The organism is Janthinobacterium sp. BJB446 (assembly GCF_002735655.1).
GTDB lineage: Bacteria > Pseudomonadota > Gammaproteobacteria > Burkholderiales > Burkholderiaceae_D > Janthinobacterium > Janthinobacterium lividum.
This window is the reverse complement of the sequence record NZ_PDZK01000001.1, coordinates 188,304-208,973: the sequence shown is the minus strand read 5'-3', so window position 1 is coordinate 208,973 and position 20,670 is coordinate 188,304. Positions and strand designations below refer to the sequence as shown.

The 20,670-nt window shown below is 62.7% G+C and carries 12 protein-coding genes; 8 read left to right on the top strand and 4 right to left on the bottom strand.

What is annotated here, in order from left to right; all coding sequences use genetic code 11:
* Window positions 1–23: 23 nt before the first annotated feature.
* The 6 genes from CSQ92_RS00975 (at window position 24) to CSQ92_RS00950 (ending at window position 8,571) form a co-directional block, all read left to right on the top strand.
* Entirely contained in the window at window positions 24–1,913 is a 1,890-nt protein-coding gene (locus tag CSQ92_RS00975) for a sensor histidine kinase (RefSeq protein WP_099392988.1), read from the top strand.
* 3 nt (window positions 1,914–1,916) lie between these two features.
* Window positions 1,917–3,263 carry a sigma-54-dependent transcriptional regulator gene (locus tag CSQ92_RS00970; RefSeq protein WP_070278602.1) on the top strand — a complete coding sequence of 449 codons (1,347 nt, stop codon included), beginning with the start codon at window positions 1,917–1,919 and terminating at the stop codon, window positions 3,261–3,263.
* A gap of 105 nt (window positions 3,264–3,368) precedes the next feature.
* Window positions 3,369–3,677 (top strand): hypothetical protein, encoded by a 309-nt coding sequence (locus CSQ92_RS00965; RefSeq protein WP_099392987.1) that lies wholly within the window; start codon window positions 3,369–3,371, stop codon window positions 3,675–3,677.
* Between the two features lie 75 nt (window positions 3,678–3,752).
* A complete protein-coding gene (locus tag CSQ92_RS00960) occupies window positions 3,753–4,433 on the top strand; it encodes a hypothetical protein (protein WP_143450254.1) in 681 nt (226 codons plus the stop codon).
* 92 nt (window positions 4,434–4,525) lie between these two features.
* Window positions 4,526–6,841 (top strand): T6SS effector phospholipase Tle3 domain-containing protein, encoded by a 2,316-nt coding sequence (locus CSQ92_RS00955; protein WP_099392985.1) that lies wholly within the window; start codon window positions 4,526–4,528, stop codon window positions 6,839–6,841.
* 107 nt (window positions 6,842–6,948) lie between these two features.
* On the top strand, window positions 6,949–8,571 hold the full coding sequence (locus CSQ92_RS00950) for a type VI lipase adapter Tla3 domain-containing protein (protein WP_180276904.1): 1,623 nt from the start codon (window positions 6,949–6,951) through the stop codon (window positions 8,569–8,571).
* Here the strand turns inward: CSQ92_RS00950 and pbpC are convergent, their stop codons facing one another.
* A complete protein-coding gene (pbpC, locus tag CSQ92_RS00945; RefSeq protein WP_099392983.1) occupies window positions 8,572–10,668 on the bottom strand; it encodes a penicillin-binding protein 1C in 2,097 nt (698 codons plus the stop codon).
* Window positions 10,669–10,685: 17 nt separating this feature from the next.
* Window positions 10,686–16,439 (bottom strand): alpha-2-macroglobulin family protein, encoded by a 5,754-nt coding sequence (locus tag CSQ92_RS00940; RefSeq protein WP_257219092.1) that lies wholly within the window; start codon window positions 16,437–16,439, stop codon window positions 10,686–10,688.
* Between the two features lie 470 nt (window positions 16,440–16,909).
* Between CSQ92_RS00940 and CSQ92_RS00930 the strand changes: the two genes are divergently transcribed.
* The gene (locus CSQ92_RS00930; RefSeq protein ID WP_034786319.1) at window positions 16,910–17,935 is read left to right on the top strand and encodes an OmpA family protein; all 1,026 of its coding nucleotides are present in this window, start codon (window positions 16,910–16,912) and stop codon (window positions 17,933–17,935) included.
* Window positions 17,936–18,005: 70 nt separating this feature from the next.
* A complete protein-coding gene (locus CSQ92_RS00925; RefSeq protein WP_092612482.1) occupies window positions 18,006–18,953 on the top strand; it encodes a YihY/virulence factor BrkB family protein in 948 nt (315 codons plus the stop codon).
* Between the two features lie 61 nt (window positions 18,954–19,014).
* Here the strand turns inward: CSQ92_RS00925 and CSQ92_RS00920 are convergent, their stop codons facing one another.
* Together CSQ92_RS00920 and CSQ92_RS00915 are read right to left on the bottom strand one after the other, a co-directional pair.
* Entirely contained in the window at window positions 19,015–20,211 is a 1,197-nt protein-coding gene (locus CSQ92_RS00920) for an AI-2E family transporter (protein ID WP_373606010.1), read from the bottom strand.
* Between the two features lie 73 nt (window positions 20,212–20,284).
* Window positions 20,285–20,596 (bottom strand): BON domain-containing protein, encoded by a 312-nt coding sequence (locus CSQ92_RS00915; protein WP_034786324.1) that lies wholly within the window; start codon window positions 20,594–20,596, stop codon window positions 20,285–20,287.
* Window positions 20,597–20,670 lie beyond the last annotated feature (74 nt).

Sequence of the window (20,670 nt, the reverse complement as noted above, 5' to 3'; positions counted from 1 at the left end):
CTTAACCCGATACACGGAGCACCATGGCATTCGGCAAATGGCCCCTGAGACCCGCGCTCGCCCCCCTGCTGGCCGTGGGCTCGCTGGTCGTGCTGACGTGGGCGTCGTATGCCTGGGTCAAGCAGCGCCAGCTCGATGAATTGCACCGCACCCTCGATTCGCGCGCGGAACTGTATGCGGCGTCCATCGGCGGCGCCCTCAACAAGTACGAATTCCTGCCCCTGGCCGTGGCCCAGAGCGATGCTGTCGCGCAATTGCTGGAACAGCCCAGCGCCGACAAGGTCACGCAGATCAACGCCTACCTGGTCGACATGAACCGCCGCGCGGGCGCCTTTGCCGTCTACGTGCTCGACGACAAGGGCACGACCCTGGCGTCGAGCAACTGGCAAGACCGCAGCTCCTACGTGGGCGTCAACTACGGTTTCCGGCCCTACTTCAAGGATGCGATCGCGGGCGGCATCGGCCGCTTCTACGGCATCGGCGCCTCGACCTTCGAAGCGGGTTATTTCATTTCGCAGCCCGTGCAGCGCAACGGGCGCATCATCGGCATCGTCGCCGCCAAGGTCAACCTGGACTGGATCGAGCAATCGTGGCGCACGCCCGGCGCGGGCGAACAGATCTGGGTCAAGGATGCAAATGGCGTGCTGATCCTGGCGACCACACCCGCGTTCAAGTTCAAGACCCTGGCCCCGCTGTCGGCGGACGCCAAGAAAGACATCAGCGAACAGCGCCAGTTCCTGCAAGAAAATCTGCCCATCCTGCCGCACCGCGTGCGGCGCCAGTTTGCCGATGGCGCCAGCGTGATGACATTGGAACGTCCGCAGACGGGCGACACGCCTGCCCTGTCCGGCAGCGCAGACTACCTGGCCGTGAACCGCGCCCTGGGTCCGCTGCAATGGCAGATCACCGTGCTGGCCGAGCTCGACCAGGTCAACGAGGCGGCGCGCAATGCAGCCATCGCCGCCGCGCTGGGCTGGGCCCTGCTGCTGCTGGCCCTGATGTATGCGCGCCAGCGCCGGCGCCGCATCGCCGACAAGCTCAATGCGCAACAGACCCTGGCGCGCGCTTATGAACAGCTGGAAATCAAGGTCGAACAGCGCACGGCCGATCTCGTGCATGCGAATGGCCGCCTGCAGGCGGAAGTAGCCGAGCGCGAGCGGGCCGAGCAGACCCTGCGCTATGCCCAGGCGGAACTGGTGCAAAGCGGCAAGCTGGCGGCCATCGGCCAGATGGCGGCCGGCGTCACGCACGAGCTGAACCAGCCGCTGGCCGCCCTGCAAACGTTTTCCGACAATGCCAAGGTGTTTCTGGCGCGCGGGCGCATCGAGGATGCGCTCGATAACCTGTCGACCATTTCCGACCTCGTCAAGCGTCTCGGCTATGTGACGTCGCAACTGAAAGGCTTTGCGCGGCGCAGCGACGATGCGCGCAAACCCGTCAGCGTACGCCAGGCGTTTGCGCAAACCATGCTGCAAATCCGCACGCGCAAGCATTCGCAGCGCCTGACCCTGCATGAAAGCTGGCTGGAGGACGACATCATCGTCCTCTGCAACGCCATCGGCCTGGAACAGGTGTTTACCAACCTGATCACGAACGCCATGGATGCCGTGCCGGAAAGCGAGCCCGTGCACATCTGGTTCCAGGTGCGCCGCGAAGGCGACCTCGCCGTGCTGCATATCACCGATAATGGTCCCGGCATCCCGCTCGCTTCGCTCGACAAGATCTTCGACCCCTTCTATACCACCAAGGAACACGGGCTGGGCTTGGGATTATCGATCAGCGCAGGCATACTGCGCGCGGCCGGCAGCGCCCTGGCCGTGCGCAACCGCAGCGCGCAGGAAGGGGGCGGCGCACAATTTACCATCACCCTGAGCTGCGCCTCGGGGGAGAATAAGATAGAGACGAAGGAATAGGGAATGCACGAGAATAATTTTGAAGGCATGCAAGTGCTGCTGGTGGAAGACGATGCCGTCGTGCGCAAGGGCGCCCGGCAATCGCTGGAGCTGGCGGGCTTGCAAGTGACGGCCGTCGCCACGGCCGAGGAAGCGCTGCCCTACCTGGTGCCCGAATTTGCCGGCATTTTATTGAGCGATATCAAGCTGCCCGGCATGGATGGTTTGAAACTGCTCGATATCGCCGTGGCGCAGGATGCCAGCCTGCCCGTCATCCTCGTCACGGGCCACGGCGACGTGTCGATGGCAGTGGGCGCCATGCGCCGTGGCGCCTACGATTTCATCGAAAAACCGTTTTCCGCCGACTTGCTGGTGGAAGTGTGCCGCCGTGCGCTCGACAAGCGCCACCTGGTGCTGGAAAACATGAACTTGCGCCGCCAGCTCGAGCAGCGCGTCGGCATCGAGGCGCGCATCGTGGGCCGCAGCGCGGCCATGGCCAAGGTGCGCCAGCTGGTACTGAACCTGGCGCCGAAATCGGCCGACATCATCATCCTCGGCGAAACGGGCACCGGCAAGGAACTGATCGCCCGCTGCCTGCACGACTTCAGCGAACGGCGCGACCATCCGTTCGTCGCCATCAACTGCGGCGCCCTGCCCGAATCGATCTTCGAATCGGAACTGTTCGGCCACGAGGAAGGCGCGTTTACGGGTGCGCAGCGCCAGCGCATCGGCAAGATCGAATATGCGAACGGCGGCACCCTGTTTCTCGATGAAATCGAAAGCATGCCGCTGGCCCTGCAAGTGAAACTGCTGCGCGTGCTGCAGGAGCGGCAAGTCGAGCGGCTCGGTTCCAATAAACTCATTTCCGTCAATTTCCGCGTCATCGCCGCCGCCAAGGAGGATTTGAATGTGCTGGCGGAACAAGGGAAATTCCGTCCCGACCTGTATTACCGCCTGAACGTGGCCAGCCTGACCCTGCCCGCCCTGCGCAACCGGCGCGAGGATATCCCGCTGCTGTTCGAGTTTTTCGTGCTGCAGGCAGCCCTGCGCTACGGCCAGCCGGCTGCCCTCGTCAGCGGCGAACTGATCTCCTCGCTGATGGCGCAGCGCTGGGCCGGCAATGTGCGCGAGCTGCACAATGTGGCCGACCGCTTCGTGCTGGGCTTGCTGGACGACACCCTGAGCCCGGCCGGCTGCCGCGAAGCCTCGCTGGCCGAGCAAGTCGACACGTTCGAGATTTCCATCATCGAAGAAGCCTTGCGCCGCCACAACGGCAACGTCATCGACGCGGCTGCCAGCCTGAATATTCCAAAGAAAACCCTGTACGACAAGCTCAAGCGCTTCGATATCTCGACGGAACAATTCCGATAATCAGTAGCAAGTAGCCGACACGGCCATGAGGCGGCGTCCTACCCGTGCCGCCGGTATCCTGTGTGAGAATGCAAGCTCTTCCTCATTTCTGCACAGGACACTGCCATGAAAACCGCCGCTCTCTTGCTGGCCGCCACCCTGATGACCGTCGGCGGCGCCTGGGTGCAAGCCCAGTCGACGACGAATCTGAATCAGACGGGCAACCACACCAACAATCCCAACGATCCAGGCCAGAAATCGGACCAGTCCGACAAGCTTGATAACAAAGGCAAGCTGGTTCACGACGGCAAGCCAGCCAAGACGCGCACGGACAAACGCACGCGGCGCGGCAAGCCCGTGGCCGCGCCGGACACTCCGGCCGCCAGCGGACCGGCCACCGCACCGCCAGCGACGCCAGTCGCGCCGGCCCGCTAAGTCTGCCTCCAGCGCTGCGCCACATTGCTCCAAGGCACGTTATCATCGCGCCTTTGCAATATATTCAGGATGACAATGAAAGCAGCATGGTGTGGAATAGTGGCGGCCAGCGTATTCGCGGCCGCAAGCGTGCAGGCGGCGCCCACGGTGGGCGAATGCATGGAGCTGACGACAGGCATCAAGTTCAGCAAGAACAATGGCGATGCGCAAGTCAACGTCGAAGAGATGTTCGAAGGCAAGAAACAGAAAGGCACGCAGTTGATCCTCGACGGCGGCGTGCTGCTGGCCACGTCTTACCAGGATATCCGCGACGGCCAGGTCTTCCTGACGGGCGCCATCCACTACAACGAAGACGGCACCGTGCGCAGCAAGAACGTCTACACGCCGCAGTCCGCCATCCCCTCCACCATGCGCCCCGGCCAGGAAGTGCGCGTGCAGTTCACGGACACGCAAACGAGCACCCACTACCCGCTGGCGGGCCTGTCCGACAAGATCACCACCTCCACGCGCACGGACAAACGCGATTTCTCCATCACCTTCCTGGGCTGGGAACGCCTGGAACTGGGCGGCCGCCGCTTCCCCGATGCCTGCAAGTTCGAACTGCGCGACGTCGGCGGCAAGAGCAAAGGCAAGAGCGGCGAATACGTGTGGTACGCGCAAGGCTACGGCGTGATCATGACGGACAAGCTGGACAAGGATGGCGACGTGCAGCCCGCGTACCGCATCGCGCTGACGAAGATCATCAGTGCACCGTAAGGCCGCCTTCTTTTCCGCAATGCTTGCGTAAACGCAATTAATCCGCCATCCCGCCCCTCTACACTGGCCTGTCTGGTCAGCATGGAGCGGCGATGGCCTATCCCAAACTTCCCTACACCAGCGGCAAGAACACCGCCCTGCTCCATTGCGGCCGCCTCAACGACGCCATCGTGCGCATCCGCCCTGAGCTGCCGGGCAACGTCATCGTCATCCATGGCGTCAACGATGTGGGTACGAGTTTCAGTGCCGTGGAAAAAGGACTCTGCCAGGGACTCGATGCGCGCATGTATGGCGGTGGCCACGTGTTCACCCCAGCCACCTACCGCCTGCCGCAGGAGTCCGACAAGCGTGAAACCATAGCCGACCCGGACGACGTGTATTTCAAGCGCAAGCCGGATGACGCGACGTACAGCCCCGTCATCCCGTTTTACTGGGGCTTTCGCGAACGCAGCAACGCCAGCAAAATGGTCAACGGCCAGAATACGGACCGCTATGGCAACCGCATGGACAAGGACATGTCGAAGAACGGCGGCCCGTTCGGCAATGCCACCAATACCCTGCCCGACATGTGGAACAAGGGATTATTCTCTCCATACGACGTGGGCGGCGACCCCGTGCGGCCGCTGATGACGGCGCCGGGCCGCATGTACATGGTGCTGGCCGCCAAGCGCCTGGCCGCGCTCATCGCCATGATCCGCGACTACGACAGCAATGACGTGGTGTCCATCGTCGCGCACAGCCAGGGCTGTCTGATCTCGCTGCTGGCACAGGCCTTTCTGCTCGACGAAGGCAAGCGGCCGGCCGACACGCTGATCCTTACTCATCCGCCCTACAGCCTGGTGGAAGACACGACCATGTTTTTTGGCGCGGCGGAAACCAGCCGCATCTTTGGCGGTGGCCGGGATGCGGCGATGGAAGACCAGTACGACGCCATCAGCAATCGCCAGACCCTGCATGCGCGCCTGCAAACGCTGGTGCAGATCGTGCAGGGCGTGGTGGCAAAAAAGCACGCCACGCCCGCCTTCGCGCAAATCAAGGATCACACCGTCTGCCATGGGATGGCGGGCGCGGCATGGCGCGCGGAAGCGGACCGCGACAACCGGGGCAAGGTCTACCTGTACTTTTGTCCCGAAGACATGACGGTGGCGCTGGATAATATGCAAGGCATCGGCTGGCAGGGGATACCCGACCACATCGACGGGCATGGCCTGTCAAAGACCAGGGGCAAGACGGACAAAAGCATCTGGGGCGATGGCCCCACCTATTGGGAAAAGGAATTCCAGCGCCGCCAGCCGCTGGTGGAACTGGGTAAAGGATTTTACCAGCGCGTCTTTACCAATAAGCAACGCCTGGATGCCACTGGCAAGAACAGCGGACCGGTGCTGGTGGGCCTGCCGCCGCACGACTTCGCCCTGCGCCTGGAAGGCGAGGATGACCATGCCCATGTGGCGGGCGCCAACCGGGGTCATCGGGGCAACCATGCCGAGACACAATGGCCGCCCGTCAAACCCGCAAAATGGAATATCTTTTCAACGGAAGCTGGACGGCGCGAAGGCTTGCGCACGATCAATGGCGAAGCACTGCGCGTTCCCAGGGCACCCGTGCTGGACGGTGGCGAGATCCGCCCTGGTAAGTTCCCGAGGGATTCCGACCAGGCCAAGCTGCCGCGCGACCAGCAAGGACCGTGCGAGGAGGTCGACCCGATCGATGCGGCCATCGCGGTAACCAGCAAGCAAGGTTTGCGCATGCGCAGGCAGGAAATCATCGCCGATCCCCGGCCACTCAAGCATCGTATTCCCGAATACGGCGCCGGCATGTTCGGCGCGGGCGAGCGCGAGCAAGTGGAAAAGGCCCTGAACCTGGGCAAGGAAGCGGGCGACCAATGCAAGCTCGACCGCGTCTTGCGCCACCCGGGCGGTGGCGACATGCTACTTGTGAATCGCGAAGAAACCCCGAACGAGGCGCGCCAGCGCTGGCAGAACGAGGTCAGCCCCAAATCCTTCCACGGCGCCATCATCGGCAATGCGGAAAACCACCGCAACGTGACGGCGTATGACGTGGCTATTGGCGGGGGCAAGGCGAGCAGCGATCCACGGTTTTACCAGTATTTGTGTGCGGTGGCGGATTGGCGGCTAAAAACGAATGACAACATACCGCGTCCATCGATATTGAAGTGGGATACTTTTGCGAAAAAATTTGCAATCTATTTAGCTGCTGAGCCGGCGTCGCGTAAGGCTATCATCAAGGGCAATGCGGACTATTACAGCTCGGGAGAACTCCCCGCGTGTGTCCCCGCATTGCATGCTGGCCTGCCGTCCACCGTCGTGTGCGAAATAGTCAACGGCAGGCGCACTGAATCGGTCATCTCTCCTGTCATTTATAAAGCCAGCGACGACATCCCAAAATGAAAAACCCATTTCCACGCTTGCGACATCCGCTCGGTGCAGCCTTCATCGCGCTGGCACTGCTTGGATCCTTGTTGATCAGCCCATCACCCTTCTTACTGGAGCCTACGATGAGCAGCAATATATGGAAGCACCTGCAATGGCTGTTGCTGATCCCGCCCATCGTCGCGGCCACATTACTCGGTTCGCGCTGGCTGCACTCGTCGAAGCCCGTGGCAGCCGCAAAGCCGCAAGTGCGGCAGGCTGCGCCCAGCGAACAGGAAAAGCGCGAATATATCCTGGAAGTCATCGGTCTCGGCGTCACCCTGGACAAGTATCGCCAGGGCAAGCTGTGGGAAGCGCTGCAGCAGGGTAACGCCTATGCCAGCATCCGTGAACAAGATAGGAAGAAATATCCATGGAGTAGCCTGGACAAAGCTGGCACCAGTGGGGGACGTGCAGGTGACTCCCTGGAAAATGGCGCACTGAACACGCCGATGTATTTTGCCGTGCCCATATTTAACGCCGAAGGTCCCATTGCCGATCCGGCGCTGCAAGATACTCCACATTCCCCCATCATGGGCCTGGCGGGCAGCGCCTCCTCCTCCGGCATGCACTGGCATTTGTTTGTGGCAGGGGCGCGACGCTTCGACGAGCACCCCGAGCATATTCTGGAAGATGTTTTCGCATTTTTCGATGCGAATCCCGACGTGCCATACATCATCCTGAATTCGCATGATGGCATAGAGTCACGCGATATTAATCGCCTTCCCACAACACCTGAACTGCTCAAGGACGGCTATTACATCCCCGAAATGCCCGACGCCTCCGCCCTCTTCGTATTGGCACGGCGCGAGCGCATCGATGCCGTGCGAAAGTTCGCCTACGACGATGCACCGCCCGAGGATAGCGTCGATGACTTGAATACCTACGGCGTGGCGCGGCGCCTGTATCTGGCGTATGACGAATTGATGCGGGCCGTGCCGCACCCGCGCAAGAAGGTAGACCCCACTGCCTTCACCCAGCGCCAGCCCTCAATCACCGAATGGCTCCCCATCGCCGCGCAATTTGCGCAGCGCTCCGATATCCGCGGCACGGGCAGCTTCAGCATGCTCGACAAGCTCCAGCACAAGACCTATCACCCACCGAAAGACTGGCAACCCACTCCGTGGTTTCCCTTGCCCTTCAACAAGGAGCAACTGGCGCAGCTGGATCGCCTGCCCACCTTCGGCTTCATCCACAGGCCCACGTTCGTCAGGATGCTCGACAAGGATGGCAAACCGTTGACGCGCAAGGACCAGCGCGAACAGGCATTGCAGGCGGGCTGGCAGGAAGCCTTGCGCAGCTTGCCGGAAGCCGAGCGTCCCGCCGCACCGGCACGCCTGGTCGCCGCCACGGGCGGCAATCAGGCGCATCTGGTGGCGCTGCACAAGACCTTGCTGAAACATGCGGAAGATGGCGGCACGGAACTCGACAGCGGCAACACGGCGCAGTGGATCGACACGGATCAGCGACTGGGCAACACGGGCGCGGCCACCCTGTTCGTGCAGATGGCCATCGGCGTGATGGGCAGCTACCGCGATGGGGGGATCAGCGCCGTGGTAAACCTGCGCAATCCGGACGAAGCGACCATCGTGCTGGTCAGCCCGCCATCGGAAGAAAAACGCCGCACGCAAAAACATCCGCACGGCGGCGATGTATTGCGGCACTACGTCACGCCAGCCATCGATCCGGCAAATTATCCATCGAACTGATTATTTGCCCTGTGCGGCAAGCTGCGCCAAGGCATTCCCCCGCACCTGGAACGCCACCTGCGCCACCGTCTTGCCGGCGCCGTCGACGAGCGCCAGCGCATGCTTGCCTGGCACGGGACGCCAGCTGATGCTCTCCGCTGCGCCGCCCATGTCCTTGCCATCGAGCACCCAGCGCAAGGCGTGGCTGCCCTGGGCCTGGAAAAACACGCGCTGCAAGGCGGGCGGGATGTCGGGATCGATGGCGAGGATGCTGTCCTCAGCCGGATACACGATGGCGGGTGGCTTCACGGTGTCGCCCAATACGGCGATGACGGGGCTTTCCGTGCCAGCGATAAACCATTCGCGGCGCGGCGCTTCCAGCGCGGGCTGGTACGCCACCATCTGCTGCAATACGCCGGGCGGCGCTTTCGGGGCATGGCTGGGCACGTTCTTGTGCAAGTAATCCATCACGTCGCGCCACACGGGCGCGGCGCCCGTCACGCCCGATACGTCCCACATGGGCTTGCCGTCGAAGTTGCCCACCCAGACGCCCACCGTGTAGCGCGCCGAGTAGCCCATGCACCAGTTGTCGCGCATGTCCTTGCTCGTGCCTGTCTTGACGGCGCTCCAGAAATTCGTCCCCAGCTCGTTGCGCAAGCCAAAGGTCATGCTGCGCGCGGCGCGGTCGGCCAGGATATCGCCGACGATGAAGGCAGCGCCCGGCTCCATCACGCGGCGCCGATCCTTGCCCGCCTGGCCCGGCTGCAGGCTGGCCGTGCTGTACAGCCCGCCATTGGCCAGCGCGCGATAGGCGTTGGCCAGTTCCAGCAGGCTTACTTCGGACGAACCCAGCGCCAGCGAAGGACCGTAGTATTCGGCCGGTTCCGTCAGGCTGGACAGGCCCACGTCCTTGAGGCGGTTATAGAAGCCGTCCTGCCCCGTCAGCAACACCGTGCGCACGGCGGGAATGTTGAGGGAACTGGCCAGGCTGGTGCGGGCGCTGACATACCCTTTGAAATTGCGGTCGTAGTTTTGCGGCGCATACATGCCGGACGCCGTGGCGACGTCGAGCGGCGAGTCGTCCATGACGGACGCGGCCGTCATCAGCCGGCGCTCGATGGCCAGTTCATACAAGAACGGTTTCAAGGTGGAACCGGCCTGGCGCAGGGCCGCCACGCCATCGACATGGCTGCCGCCCGCATTGCCGACATAGGCGAGAATGTCTCCGCTGCGGTTGTCGAGCACGATGATGGCGCCATCGTTGACGTTGCGCTCGCGCAAGGATGCCAGTTGCTGGCGCAGGTTTTCCTGCGCGAAACGCTGCAAGGGGCCGTCCAGGGTGCTGGCGACTTGCGCGCCCGGCTGTTTCAACAGTTGCTGCGCCACTTGCGGCGCCGGCGCCAGCTCCGCATACAGGGCGTTGCGCTGCAAGGCCGTCTGCACGCGCTGGCCGATCAGCTGGCAACTGCTGTCCATGCGCCATTCCTTCGCCAGCGCGCAGGCGCGGCGCGTGACGGCGGCCGGCGGCGCGTTCGGCGCCCGCACGAGGCTGGCCAAAATGATGCCGTCCGTCTGGTTCAGGCCCGACGGCGCCTTGCCGAACAGGCTGTACGAGGCGGACGCGATGCCCTGCAATTCGCCACGGAACGATACGAGGTTCAAATACGCTTCGAAAATCTGCGCCTTGCTCCAGCTATCCTCGATAGCCTGGGCCGCACGCATCTGGTCCCATTTCTGGCGCAGGCTGCGTCCGCCCGAAGACGCCTGCAAGTCCGTGTCCAGCTGGCCTGCCAGCTGCATGGTGATGGTCGAAGCGCCCCGAGGCTTTTTCGAAAACAGATTGTCCCAGGCGGCCGTGGCCAGCGCGGACACATCCACGCCGCCATGCCGCATGAAGCGCTGGTCTTCCGCCAGCAGCACGGCCTGCTGTACGGCGGGAGAGATGTCGGCCAGCGGCACCCACGGCAAGCGGCGCACCTTCATGTCCACGCGCAAGGATTGCAGCGGCGCGCCGCTGCGGTCCAGCAGCTGCGCTTCCGAACTGCGGTACGCGGCCTGCACCTGGGCCGGCGTCAATATCGCTTCAGCGAAGACCGGGCCGGCCAGCAAGCCGCCCATCAATAAAACAAACCCTTTCACTGCCCCACCTTCACATTCGCGTTCGGCGACTCGCCAAACATCTCGGGCGAATACATGGCCTCGATGCGCGTGGCCGGCAAGCTGAAATCCCCCGCATTGTTCAGGCGCACCGTGTATTCCACGCTCCAGTTACCCTTTGGCACGAAGGCGTAATACGCGCGGAAAGCGTCGAACGCCCGCTCTTCGAACGTGGGCCAGACCCAGCCCGTGGACCTCTCGCCCGCCGTGAGCAGCTGCGAATCGCGCCCCAGGCCATTGCCCAGCACCGTGGCGCTGGCGGGAATCGGGTCATCGACCACTACCCAGCTCATGTCCGCCTGCGCCGACAAGTCCAGGCGCACGCGGTAGACGTCGCCGCGCGACCAGGCGCCCGCCGTCTTCTGTTCCACCGGCATAATGGTTTTCTTGATCGTGTAACCGCTGGAGACGGGCGCCTTGAGCGGGATGGCCGCCAGGCTTTGCACGGTGGCCCAGGGCTTGCCCGTGCCGCTGTGCGCCAGACCCAGGGTGTCCGTGCCCTTCGGCCACGCTTGCAGCACGGGGCCGACCTTCGCCGCGCCATTCCACACGAGGGCTTGCGTATCGCTGCCCAGTTTGACGGCGCTGGCGCCCGTCACGGGCGTGGCTTCGAACTTGGTCGAGAACTTGGCGATCGCCAGGGTGCCCCAGGCGTTGGCCACCGTCGTATCCCAGCGGCCCTTCTTCTGGCGGCCCATACTGCCGCGCACCAGGCGGCCGATGTCGTCCTTCCACGCCGGGTTGTCCATCACGGCCAGCAGCAGCCGGTTGGCATTGACGTCGCCGGAGACCATCAGCCACCACCAGTTATCCTTGCGCTCGGTGGAAAAGCCCATGGTCGTGCCCTGGAAATTCAGGCGCGCGCGCAAGATCTGCTGCGCCTCGGCCAGCAGGACATCGCGGCGCGCCAGACTTGGCGTGCGTTGCAGCAACAAGCTCCAGTCGATGACGGCGGACGTCGGCCACAGGTTCGGGCTGATGCTGATGCTTTCCAGGGCATCGGGCGGCACCTTGTTCGAACGCGACAGCGCTTCCAGCGCGGCCAGCTTGCGCACGGCCAGGTCGGTCGTATCCAGCGCGGAACGGCGCACGATGCGGCCCTGCACGAAGGCCGTCAAGGCTGCTTCCATGCGGTTTTTCGTCTGTTCGGGAATCGCATAGCCCGCCTCTTTCGTTGCCGACAATACATACGCCGTCAGGCTGTCGCTGCCCGGCTCCATGATGGGGAAGTATTTCAGCAAGCCGTCGCTGTCCAGGTAGGCGGGCAGGCTGGCGGCCAGCTTGTTCCACGCCTCCTGGTCTTGCAGGGCGATGGCCTTCGATGTGTTTTGCTCGAAGCACGTGTACGGATAGGCCGCCATGTACTCGCGCACGCCGGGCAGCTCGCTGCCCAGCCTGGCGACAAAGCTGGTCTGGATGCCGCCCCGGCCCGGCAAGGCGCCGGCTGGCATCTGCACGGACATATTGATGGGCTTGTCGATTTGCTGCAAGGTGGCTTGATACGTGCGCACGGGCGTGGCCTGGCCCACCTTTTGCGTGATTTTGAGTTTATCCGTATGGCTGCCCGCCTTGGCGACTATCTCCCACACAATGCTGGTCGCACCGAGCGGCACCTGGTAATCCCAGCCCGTTTCGCGCGCTTCGCCCGCCGCCAGGGTCAAGCTCTGGCGCGGCAAGGCTTTGCCGGCCGCGCTGGCATTGAGGTCCACACTCAAGGATGCGGCCGAGGTGTTGCGCACGGTAAATCCCGCGCGCAACTGGTCGCCTTCGCGCACGAGGGTCGGCAAGCCCGACATCAAGATCAAGTCTTGCGAGCTGCGGATATCCGTACTGCCCGTGCCAAACAATTCCTTGCCGGCGCTGGCGATGGCGACGATGCGGAAGCCCGTCAGCGAGTCGTTCAGCGGCACTTGCACCGTCGCTTCGCCCTTGGCGTCGAGCTTGACGGAACCCTTCCAGAACAGCAGGGTGTCGAACAGCTCGCGGCTCGCCCCCTTGCCGCCGCCACCGCCGGCCGGGAAGGCCTTGCGGCCGAAGTGGCGCTTGCCGATCACCTGCATCTGCGCCGTCGCCGTTTCCACCTGCAGGCTGCGCTGCGCCATCATGGTGTCAAGCAGCTTCCAGCTATCGTTGGGCATCAGTTCCAGCAAGCCCGTGTCGACGGCTGCCAGCGCCACTTCGGCGCCGGCCGGCAGCGGTTTGCCATCGGCGCGACGCACGCGCACGGACACTTCCGCCTTGTCGCGTGTTTTATATACTTCCTTGTCGGACACCACCATGACGTTCAGTTCATGCGCCTGCCAACCCACGTTCAAGGGCGCGATGCCCATCTTGTAAGCGGGCTTGCCCAAGTCCACCAGGGCCGTCGGCTGCACGCCATCGACACGGCCCCGCACGACAAACACGGAGACATACACATTCGGTGCATAGTTCGGTTTGACCGGGATAGTCACCACCGGTTCCCGCCCATTGAGCTGGCGCACATAGGTGTCGAGGATGCCTTCGCGCTCGACCGTGATCAGCGCCGTGCCCGAGCGGAACGGCATGCGCACCTGCAAGCTCGCTTCCTGGCCTGGTTCATAGCGTTTCTTTTCCGGCAGCACGTCGATGCGGTCATTGTCGCTGGCGTTGAACCACCAGTCGCCGCTGCCGGCCACCCAGGTTTCGCGGTTGGCCACCGCCGCGTTGCCGGACGTATCCTGCGTGCGCGCGCGCAAAATCAGATTGCCGCTGGCGGGCGCCTTCACGTCGCACATCAACAGGCCCTTGCCGTCCGTCTTGCCCGAGCATGCAGGGCCCAGCTTGACCACTTCGCTGCTGTTTTCATATGCATAGAAGCCGCCGATCAGGCGCCGGCGGTGCGAATAGCTATTGCGCTGGAAGAAGTCGACGGCGACCGGGGCGTTCGCCACCGGTTTGCCATTGGTACCGAGCACGGCCACCGTGAATTTGAAGGCATCCTTGCTCAAGGCCCAGGCGTCAGGCTTGATGCCGATTACGACGTTCGATGGCCACAGCGGCACTCTTGTCGCCACGGAAGCCGTCTCGCCATTCGCATCCTGGAAAGCCATTTCCGCCACCAGGTCGCGCGGCGTGGACAGCTGCGGCAGCTGGTCGATGACGATGCGCGCGCCGCCCGCCTTGTCCAGGGCCAAGCTTTGCGTGCGCGCGGCCGTGGCGCCGGGGCCGGCACGCCCGCCATTGCCCTCGTCCTGCCACTCGCCCTCATCGTCGTCGTAACCTGTGCCCTGCTTGACGAGGCCTTCCTTCACGTCGCCATTGCTGAAGCTGTATTCGGGATAGTCGGCAAAGGAAACACTCTTGTCTTGCAGCACCGTGCGCAGCTTGACGGGCGCATTCGTGGCGGCGCCGCCAGCCAGATACGTGATTTGCGCATCGAGGGCCAGCTGCTTCGCCTGCACGGCGGGCGCCTTCGGTCCCTGCAGCACGGCTTTCATGGTCGGCACGCGGAACGCTTCCACACGGAAACTGCCGGACGGGCGGCCCGCCATCGTCACGCTGTATTCGCCCTGCTTGGCATCGGCGGGAATGAGCCAGTCGCTTTCCGCCGTGCCGCTGGCGGACCAGCGCAGGGGCAGCTGGTAGTTCTGGTCGCTGCCCTGGTGCGTGATGACGATGGAGGTGGCACTGCCGGGGCCGTTGTTCTTGTCAACCAGGCTCATGCCTTCGCCCGTGTGCTTGCGGATGAAATGCTTCATGTGCACGGTTTCGCCGGCGCGCAGCAAGGTGCGGTCGAATACCGTGGCCAGCAAGGTGTTGTCGGCGCGCGTGTCGTCCGTGGGCAAATTGAAACGCCAGGCTTCGATGCCGCCCACCCAGTCCGACAGGGTGAACGTCATGTCGCCGCCGCTGCGCGCACTGATAAAGTAGCGGCCATTGTTCTTGCACGAGGAATTGGCCAGCTCGCCGGGGATGTGCGCCACGCCGTCCGCGCCCGTGGCGCCTTGCCACAGCAGCTTGCCGGCGCAGTCGCGCACGGCCACTTGCGCCTTCGCGACAGGCGCGCCCTTGTCCAGCGACGTCACCCACACGAGCGACGATTGCGCGCCATGCTTGAAGTGGGCCGCCAGATTCGTCACCAGCGCGGCCGTGCGGATATAGGCCGTCGTCGGTTTGCCCAGCAAGGCCTTGCCGAGGATGGGGCTGGCCAGTTCGACCACATAAAAGCCCGGTTTCAGCAAAGGAATGCCGATCACTTCAAAGGTTTTCTTGCCGTCCGGACGAGGCAAGCTGATGGGGCGCGTGCCGGCAGCGTCGGCCAGCACGGATTTGCTCATGTTGCCCGCATATTGCGCATATGGCTGCCAGTATTCGCCCCCATCGCCATTGCCGGCCAGGCGCCGCATCCACTCGATGATGAACTTGTCGTCATTGTCGGGCACGCGCAAGGTGGCGCCCGTGGCGGCAGCGGATGGCTGCGCGACTTCCTTGCCCGACAGCACAGGCTCGATGTTGCGCACGGTGACCGGCAGCAAGCCATCGCCCTTGGCTTCGATGATGCCGAACGGGGCCGGGAACTTCAGCAGCGGCGGCTGTTCGCCCGTGCGCACCGTCATGGGGAAGCGCGCGCGGTTGAGCAAGGCGCGGCCCGCGTCATCCGTCAGCTTCGGCGGCAGGGCCAGCACGAAACTGGCCTGCACGGGAAACGGGCCATTGAAGGTGGCGCCATACAGGAATTCCGCCTTTTCCTCTTCTTTTGCAATCGTCGGCGCATACGTCTTGCCGCCGCCTTTCAGGGTCATGGCGCGCACCTGCGCCGCGCTCACGGGCGCGGAAAACTGCACGCGCATGGGCAGGAAGGGAATGCACTGTTCCTTCGGATTGCTGCGCTCGCAGCTGAACTTGGCCGTGAAATCGGGACGCGTCTTGAACTGCAGTGTTTGCGCCTTGTCCGTGGCGATGCCGCTGGCACTGGCGATGCCCTCGCCCCACACGAGCGACACCTTGGCGTTGGCGGGAAAACTGCGCTTGCATTGCAACACGGTCACAGGCAGCGGCGGCGCACCCTTGCTGGCGACGGGCATGCCCACTTTCCACAGCGTGCCCCGCTTCTTGAAATACACGGTCAGGTAACGGTCGAGAAAACTCTTGCGCAGGGCCAGTACCTGCTCGAGTTCCTTGCCCACAAGCTGCCGCACGGGAATCTTTTCATTGATGCCATCGGCGCGGCAATACGCGTTGGCGGCCACGCTGGCGTCGTTCGGCACCGCGTCGAGGCCCAGCACGAAGATCTGGTTTTCATCGATATACGGCTGGCCGTCATACGGCACGGCCTCGACGATGGCCGGGCCGCCCGTGGAAAAGCGGTAGGACGCCGTCCCCTGCAAGGGCTTGCCTGCCTGGTCCTTCAGCCCCGCTTTCAAGGTAAAGCTGCACGCCACGCCGGCCGGCAAGTCGCGCTCGAAATCGTAGTTCCAGTTGCGCTCGTCGGCCCAGCGCCCCGCGCCCGCCACGACGGCAGGTTCGGCCTTGCCGCAATCGATGGCGAACGGCGCGGGCAAGCCCATGTCGCCGAACGGCACCATCGGCGTGGAGAATTGGGCCCGTACCTGGCGCACGGCCTTGACCGTGCCGCTCGGTGAAAACAGGGACACGCCGCTATCGGCCCAGGCCGGCATAGCCATGCCCAGCGACAGCAGCACCGCCAGCAGACCCAGCGGGGCCAATTTGCCGGACAGCGGGGAAGAAACAGCACGGGGGTGGTCAGGCACGGGTAACTCCTTGATGAAAAGTGGCGGAGCTGACTGCGGCGCACGATAGTTGCCCGAGAGAAGCCCGGAAAAACAACAGAACGCGGCAGGAATACAACATCAATGTAATATTAGTTATCAAGCTCATCATTGTTGCTAATATACAGTGGCATGCTGGTAACAAGTCGTACGATTGCCTCCAGTTACGGCGCCAGGATATGGCCGTGATTGCAAAATTTTCCGGAGGCAAATTAGTTTTTTTCAACACCGAAGTAGTTGTCGTGAATCTGCAACACCATTGATATACAACAATGCTTTGTGCGCTAACGCACCGACCACGTGAACCTGCAACCGTATTCTCTACTCCAACAGCAGTGCATTTATCGCAAGAAAGCGCACCTGGAATTGTTGTCTATCTCTAGCAGAGCATGTCTGGCAGTTGTCGCATTGATGCATTAGAGAAAATCTCTTATCAACGTTGGGAGTTACTTGTGAATAATCTAAAAAAAATCGCCGTTGCCGCCGCAGTACTGTGCTCCGCCCTCGGCGCACAGGCCCAGGAAATCAATCCTTCCTGGTACATTCAACCTAGCCTCAACGCACTCAAGCCAGATTCCGACTTCGCTACGGATAAAACCGGGTATGGCGCAGGCTTGCGTTTCGGTAAACCTGTTTCCCAGGACTGGGATATCCAGCTGGGCACCACGTATGCCCGCTCCAAGGATGGCCAACAGCGCTACCAGCAAAATACGCTGGGCGTAGACGGTCTGTACATGTTCTCGCGTAAAGCCTTCCGCCCCTTCCTGCTGGTCGGTGCCGGCATGCAGCGCGACAAGGACACCAGCTTCGCTTTTGGCGAACGCAAAAAGAGCTCGCCGTACGCCAGCGTCGGTCTGGGCTTCCAGTCCACGATCAACGATCAACTGTCGTTCCAGGCTGACGTGCGCAACGTGCACGGCTTCCTGCGCGGCAATACGTTCGACCCGAGCAGCAAGGCCAACAACTACTACGTCACCGTGGGCCTGAACTTCGCGTTCGACAAACCACCTGCACCGCCGCCACCACCGCCACCGCCGCCAGTGCGTGAAGAAGTCGTCGTGGTCGTGCCGCCACCACCGCCGCCACCGCCAGCACGCTTTGAGAAAGTGACGATGGCAGCAACGGAACTGTTCGCGTTCGACAGCGCCAAGCTGGGCCCGACACAGACCAAGCTTGACGAAATCGCCCGCGTGCTGAACGCAGCGCCGGACGTCAATAACGTCGTCATCAGTGGTTATGCCGACCGCATCGGTTCGGCCAAGTACAACCTGAAACTGTCGCAGCAGCGCGCTGATGCAGTCAAGGAATACCTGGTCGCCCACGGTGTCGCCGCCAACCGCCTGACGGCCGAAGGCAAGGGCTCCACCAATCCTGTCGTCACCTGCGATAACAAGAAGCGTGCCGACTTGATCAAGTGCCTGGAACCAAACCGCCGCGTTGAAGTGGAACAAATCACCATCGAACGCCGCGTGCAGTAAGCTAAACAGTGGTACGCCACTTGTGAATAAAAAAAGGGGCTCGCGCCCCTTTTTTGCATTGAAAGCCACCATGAATATTTCTACCCGCTATCCCAGACTGGCCGGCCTGGCGCCGTTCAGCAAGCAGATGCGCAGTGTCATCGTCTGTTCCGTCACCGAATGGCTGGAACACCGCGCCTCGAGCAAGGGCGCGGCCCTCGCCTATTACACCCTGTTTTCCATCGCCCCCATCCTCGTGCTGGTGATTGCCATCGCCGGCTTTTTCTATGGCCCGGCCGCCGCGCGCGGCGAACTGATGGGACAACTGCAGGGATTGCTGGGCACGCAGGGCGCCGAAGCCATCCAGCTGGTGCTGGCCGGCGCGAAGAACCATGAACAGGGACGCATCGCCACCCTCATCGCCAGCGCGCTGCTGCTGTTCGGCGCCACCAGCGTATTTGCCGAACTGAAAGCCAGCCTCGATGAAATCTGGCAAGTGCCGCCGCTGAAGGAAGCTGGCGCCTGGGACATGCTGCGCACGCGCTTGCTGTCCTTCGGCCTGGTGCTGGTGCTGGCCTTCCTGCTGATGGTGTCGCTGGTGGTCAACGCGGCCATGGCCATCCTCGCCAACTTCTGGGAAGGCGTGTGGAAGGACACGGCCGTGCTGTTTACCATCCTGTCGAACCTGATCGGCTTTGCCGTGATCGCCAGCCTGTTTGCCGTCATCTATAAAATGCTGCCGCGCGTGCGCCTGTCCTGGCGCGACGTGCTGATCGGCGCCATCGGCACGGCCTTCATGTTTTCACTGGGGAAATACGCCATTGGCGTATATATCGGCAACAGCGGCGTGGCCAGCAGCTATGGCGCGGCCGGTTCGCTCGTGGCCCTGCTGCTGTGGGTATATTATTCAGCGCAAATCTTCTTCCTGGGCGCCGAATTCACGCGCCAGTTCGCCCTGCAGCTGGGCAGCATGAAGGATATGCCGAAGACGGACGATGGCGATGTGCAAATCAAGATACTGAAACGCCACCAGTCGTAAGCGATAAGTCTGCATGCAACAACGGCGCCCGCGGGCGCCGTTTTCTCTACGTTGCCGCAAGCTATTCGCCCAGCAGCTCGGCCACCACTTCCATGCCCTGCACGCGCTCGGCCACAACCTTCACGATGACGATGATGGGCACGCCCAGCAACAAGCCCCAGACGCCCCACAGCCAGCCCCAGAACAGCAGGCTGATGAACACGGCCGTGGGATTCATGCGGGCGATGCGTCCCGTCATCCAGGTGGTGACAAAGGTGCCCACCAGGGTGGCGATGGCCATCGACGTGCCCGTCACCAGCAAGACCATTTCCAGCGATTCGAACTGCAGGAAGGCAACGAGGCCCGTGGCGATGGTGATGAGCAAGGGGCCGAAATACGGCATGATGTGCAGCAAGCCGGCCACGATGGCCCAGGCGCCCGCGTTTTCCAGGCCGATCACACGCAGGGCGATCCACATCAGGACCGCCAGCAAGCCATTCGTGACGAACAGCATGAACATATAGTTCTGGATCGACGTATTGATGTCTTCCAGGATGTGCACGGTGACCTTCTTGCGGCTCAGCGACGGCCCCGTCAGCTTGACGAGCTTGCGCTTGAAGGTGTCGCCCGATAGCAGCAGGAAAAACACGAGGAAGATGACCATGGTGGCCTGGCTGAGGAAGCCCACCAGGCCCAGCGAGCCGGCCCAGACCCAGTCCATGATCTTGAAGTTGGGCGCCTCGGCGGCGGCCGCGCGGCGGTTGTTGCGGCGCGCTTCGGCGCCGGCAGCCACTTGCTCGATTTCATTGGCCACGGCCTGCATCTTCTGGAAGGTGCTGTTCTTGCCGCCCGTACTGGCGGCGATCAGGCGCGACAATTTATGCGTGGCGGCCGGCAATTCTTCAACGATGGATTCGAATTCGCCCTGCACGCGCTCGACCACGACGATGGAGCCGAACAGGATCAGGGCCGTCACGGCCGTGGCGCCGATGGCGCGCGGCAGGCGCAGCTTTTCCAGCCAGGCGACGACGGGATTGAGGGTGTAGGCGATGAAAATGCCGAAGATGACGGGAATGAGGAATTTCTGTGCCCACTGCAGCGCATAAATGAAGCTGACGGTGGCGATGATGCCCAGCGCCATGCCACGCGCATTGACATGCAGCGGCAAACGCAAGGATGAGTCTGGCTGCTCCGCGGGCGCGCCGGGAGGTGGCCCGGCAGGCTCGGTGGAGGCAGCCGCCACCGGCTCGGGCGGGGTATCTGTAGGCTGGATATGCATGCGATTCCCGCGACGGTCGGTGGAGGGCCGCAGCGGCCAGCCCTGGGGCTGGCCGCTGCGGCAGGTCAGGCCATTACTTGACGCGGATGTCGTTTTTCACGGACTTCACGCCCTTGACGCCACGGGTGATTTCACCCGCTTTGGCGGCATCGGCTGGCTGGGCCACGAAGCCGCTCAGCTGAACCACGCCCTTGAAGGTTTCAACGTTGATTTCCGTCGATTTCAGGGTAGGCTCGTTGAAGATGCTGGCTTTCACTTTGGTGGTGATGGCCGCGTCGTCGATGTACTCGCCCGTGCCTTCCTTGGTTGGGGTCGAAGCGCAACCTGCAACAGCGAACAGGGAAGCGACGAAAAGGCCAGTAGCGATAGATTTGGTGAATTTCATGGTTTTTTCCTTAGGAGTGGTCAATCAATGTGCTCACAATGAGCTTCTTATACCAGTTTGGTGACTGCGCGCCG

Bases quoted from the DNA above. Each gene is read 5' to 3' on its own strand.
- CSQ92_RS00950 (WP_180276904.1), top strand. From the start codon at position 6,949: ATGAGCAGCAATATATGGAAGCACCTGCAATGGCTGTTGCTGATCCCG.
- CSQ92_RS00925 (WP_092612482.1), top strand. From the start codon at position 18,006: ATGAATATTTCTACCCGCTATCCCAGACTGGCCGGCCTGGCGCCGTTC.
- CSQ92_RS00965 (WP_099392987.1), top strand. From the start codon at position 3,369: ATGAAAACCGCCGCTCTCTTGCTGGCCGCCACCCTGATGACCGTCGGC.
- CSQ92_RS00960 (WP_143450254.1), top strand. From the start codon at position 3,753: ATGAAAGCAGCATGGTGTGGAATAGTGGCGGCCAGCGTATTCGCGGCC.
- CSQ92_RS00920 (WP_373606010.1), bottom strand. From the start codon at position 20,211: ATGCATATCCAGCCTACAGATACCCCGCCCGAGCCGGTGGCGGCTGCC.
- CSQ92_RS00955 (WP_099392985.1), top strand. From the start codon at position 4,526: ATGGCCTATCCCAAACTTCCCTACACCAGCGGCAAGAACACCGCCCTG.
- CSQ92_RS00975 (WP_099392988.1), top strand. From the start codon at position 24: ATGGCATTCGGCAAATGGCCCCTGAGACCCGCGCTCGCCCCCCTGCTG.
- CSQ92_RS00915 (WP_034786324.1), bottom strand. From the start codon at position 20,596: ATGAAATTCACCAAATCTATCGCTACTGGCCTTTTCGTCGCTTCCCTG.
- CSQ92_RS00970 (WP_070278602.1), top strand. From the start codon at position 1,917: ATGCACGAGAATAATTTTGAAGGCATGCAAGTGCTGCTGGTGGAAGAC.
- pbpC (WP_099392983.1), bottom strand. From the start codon at position 10,668: ATGGGCGGCTTGCTGGCCGGCCCGGTCTTCGCTGAAGCGATATTGACG.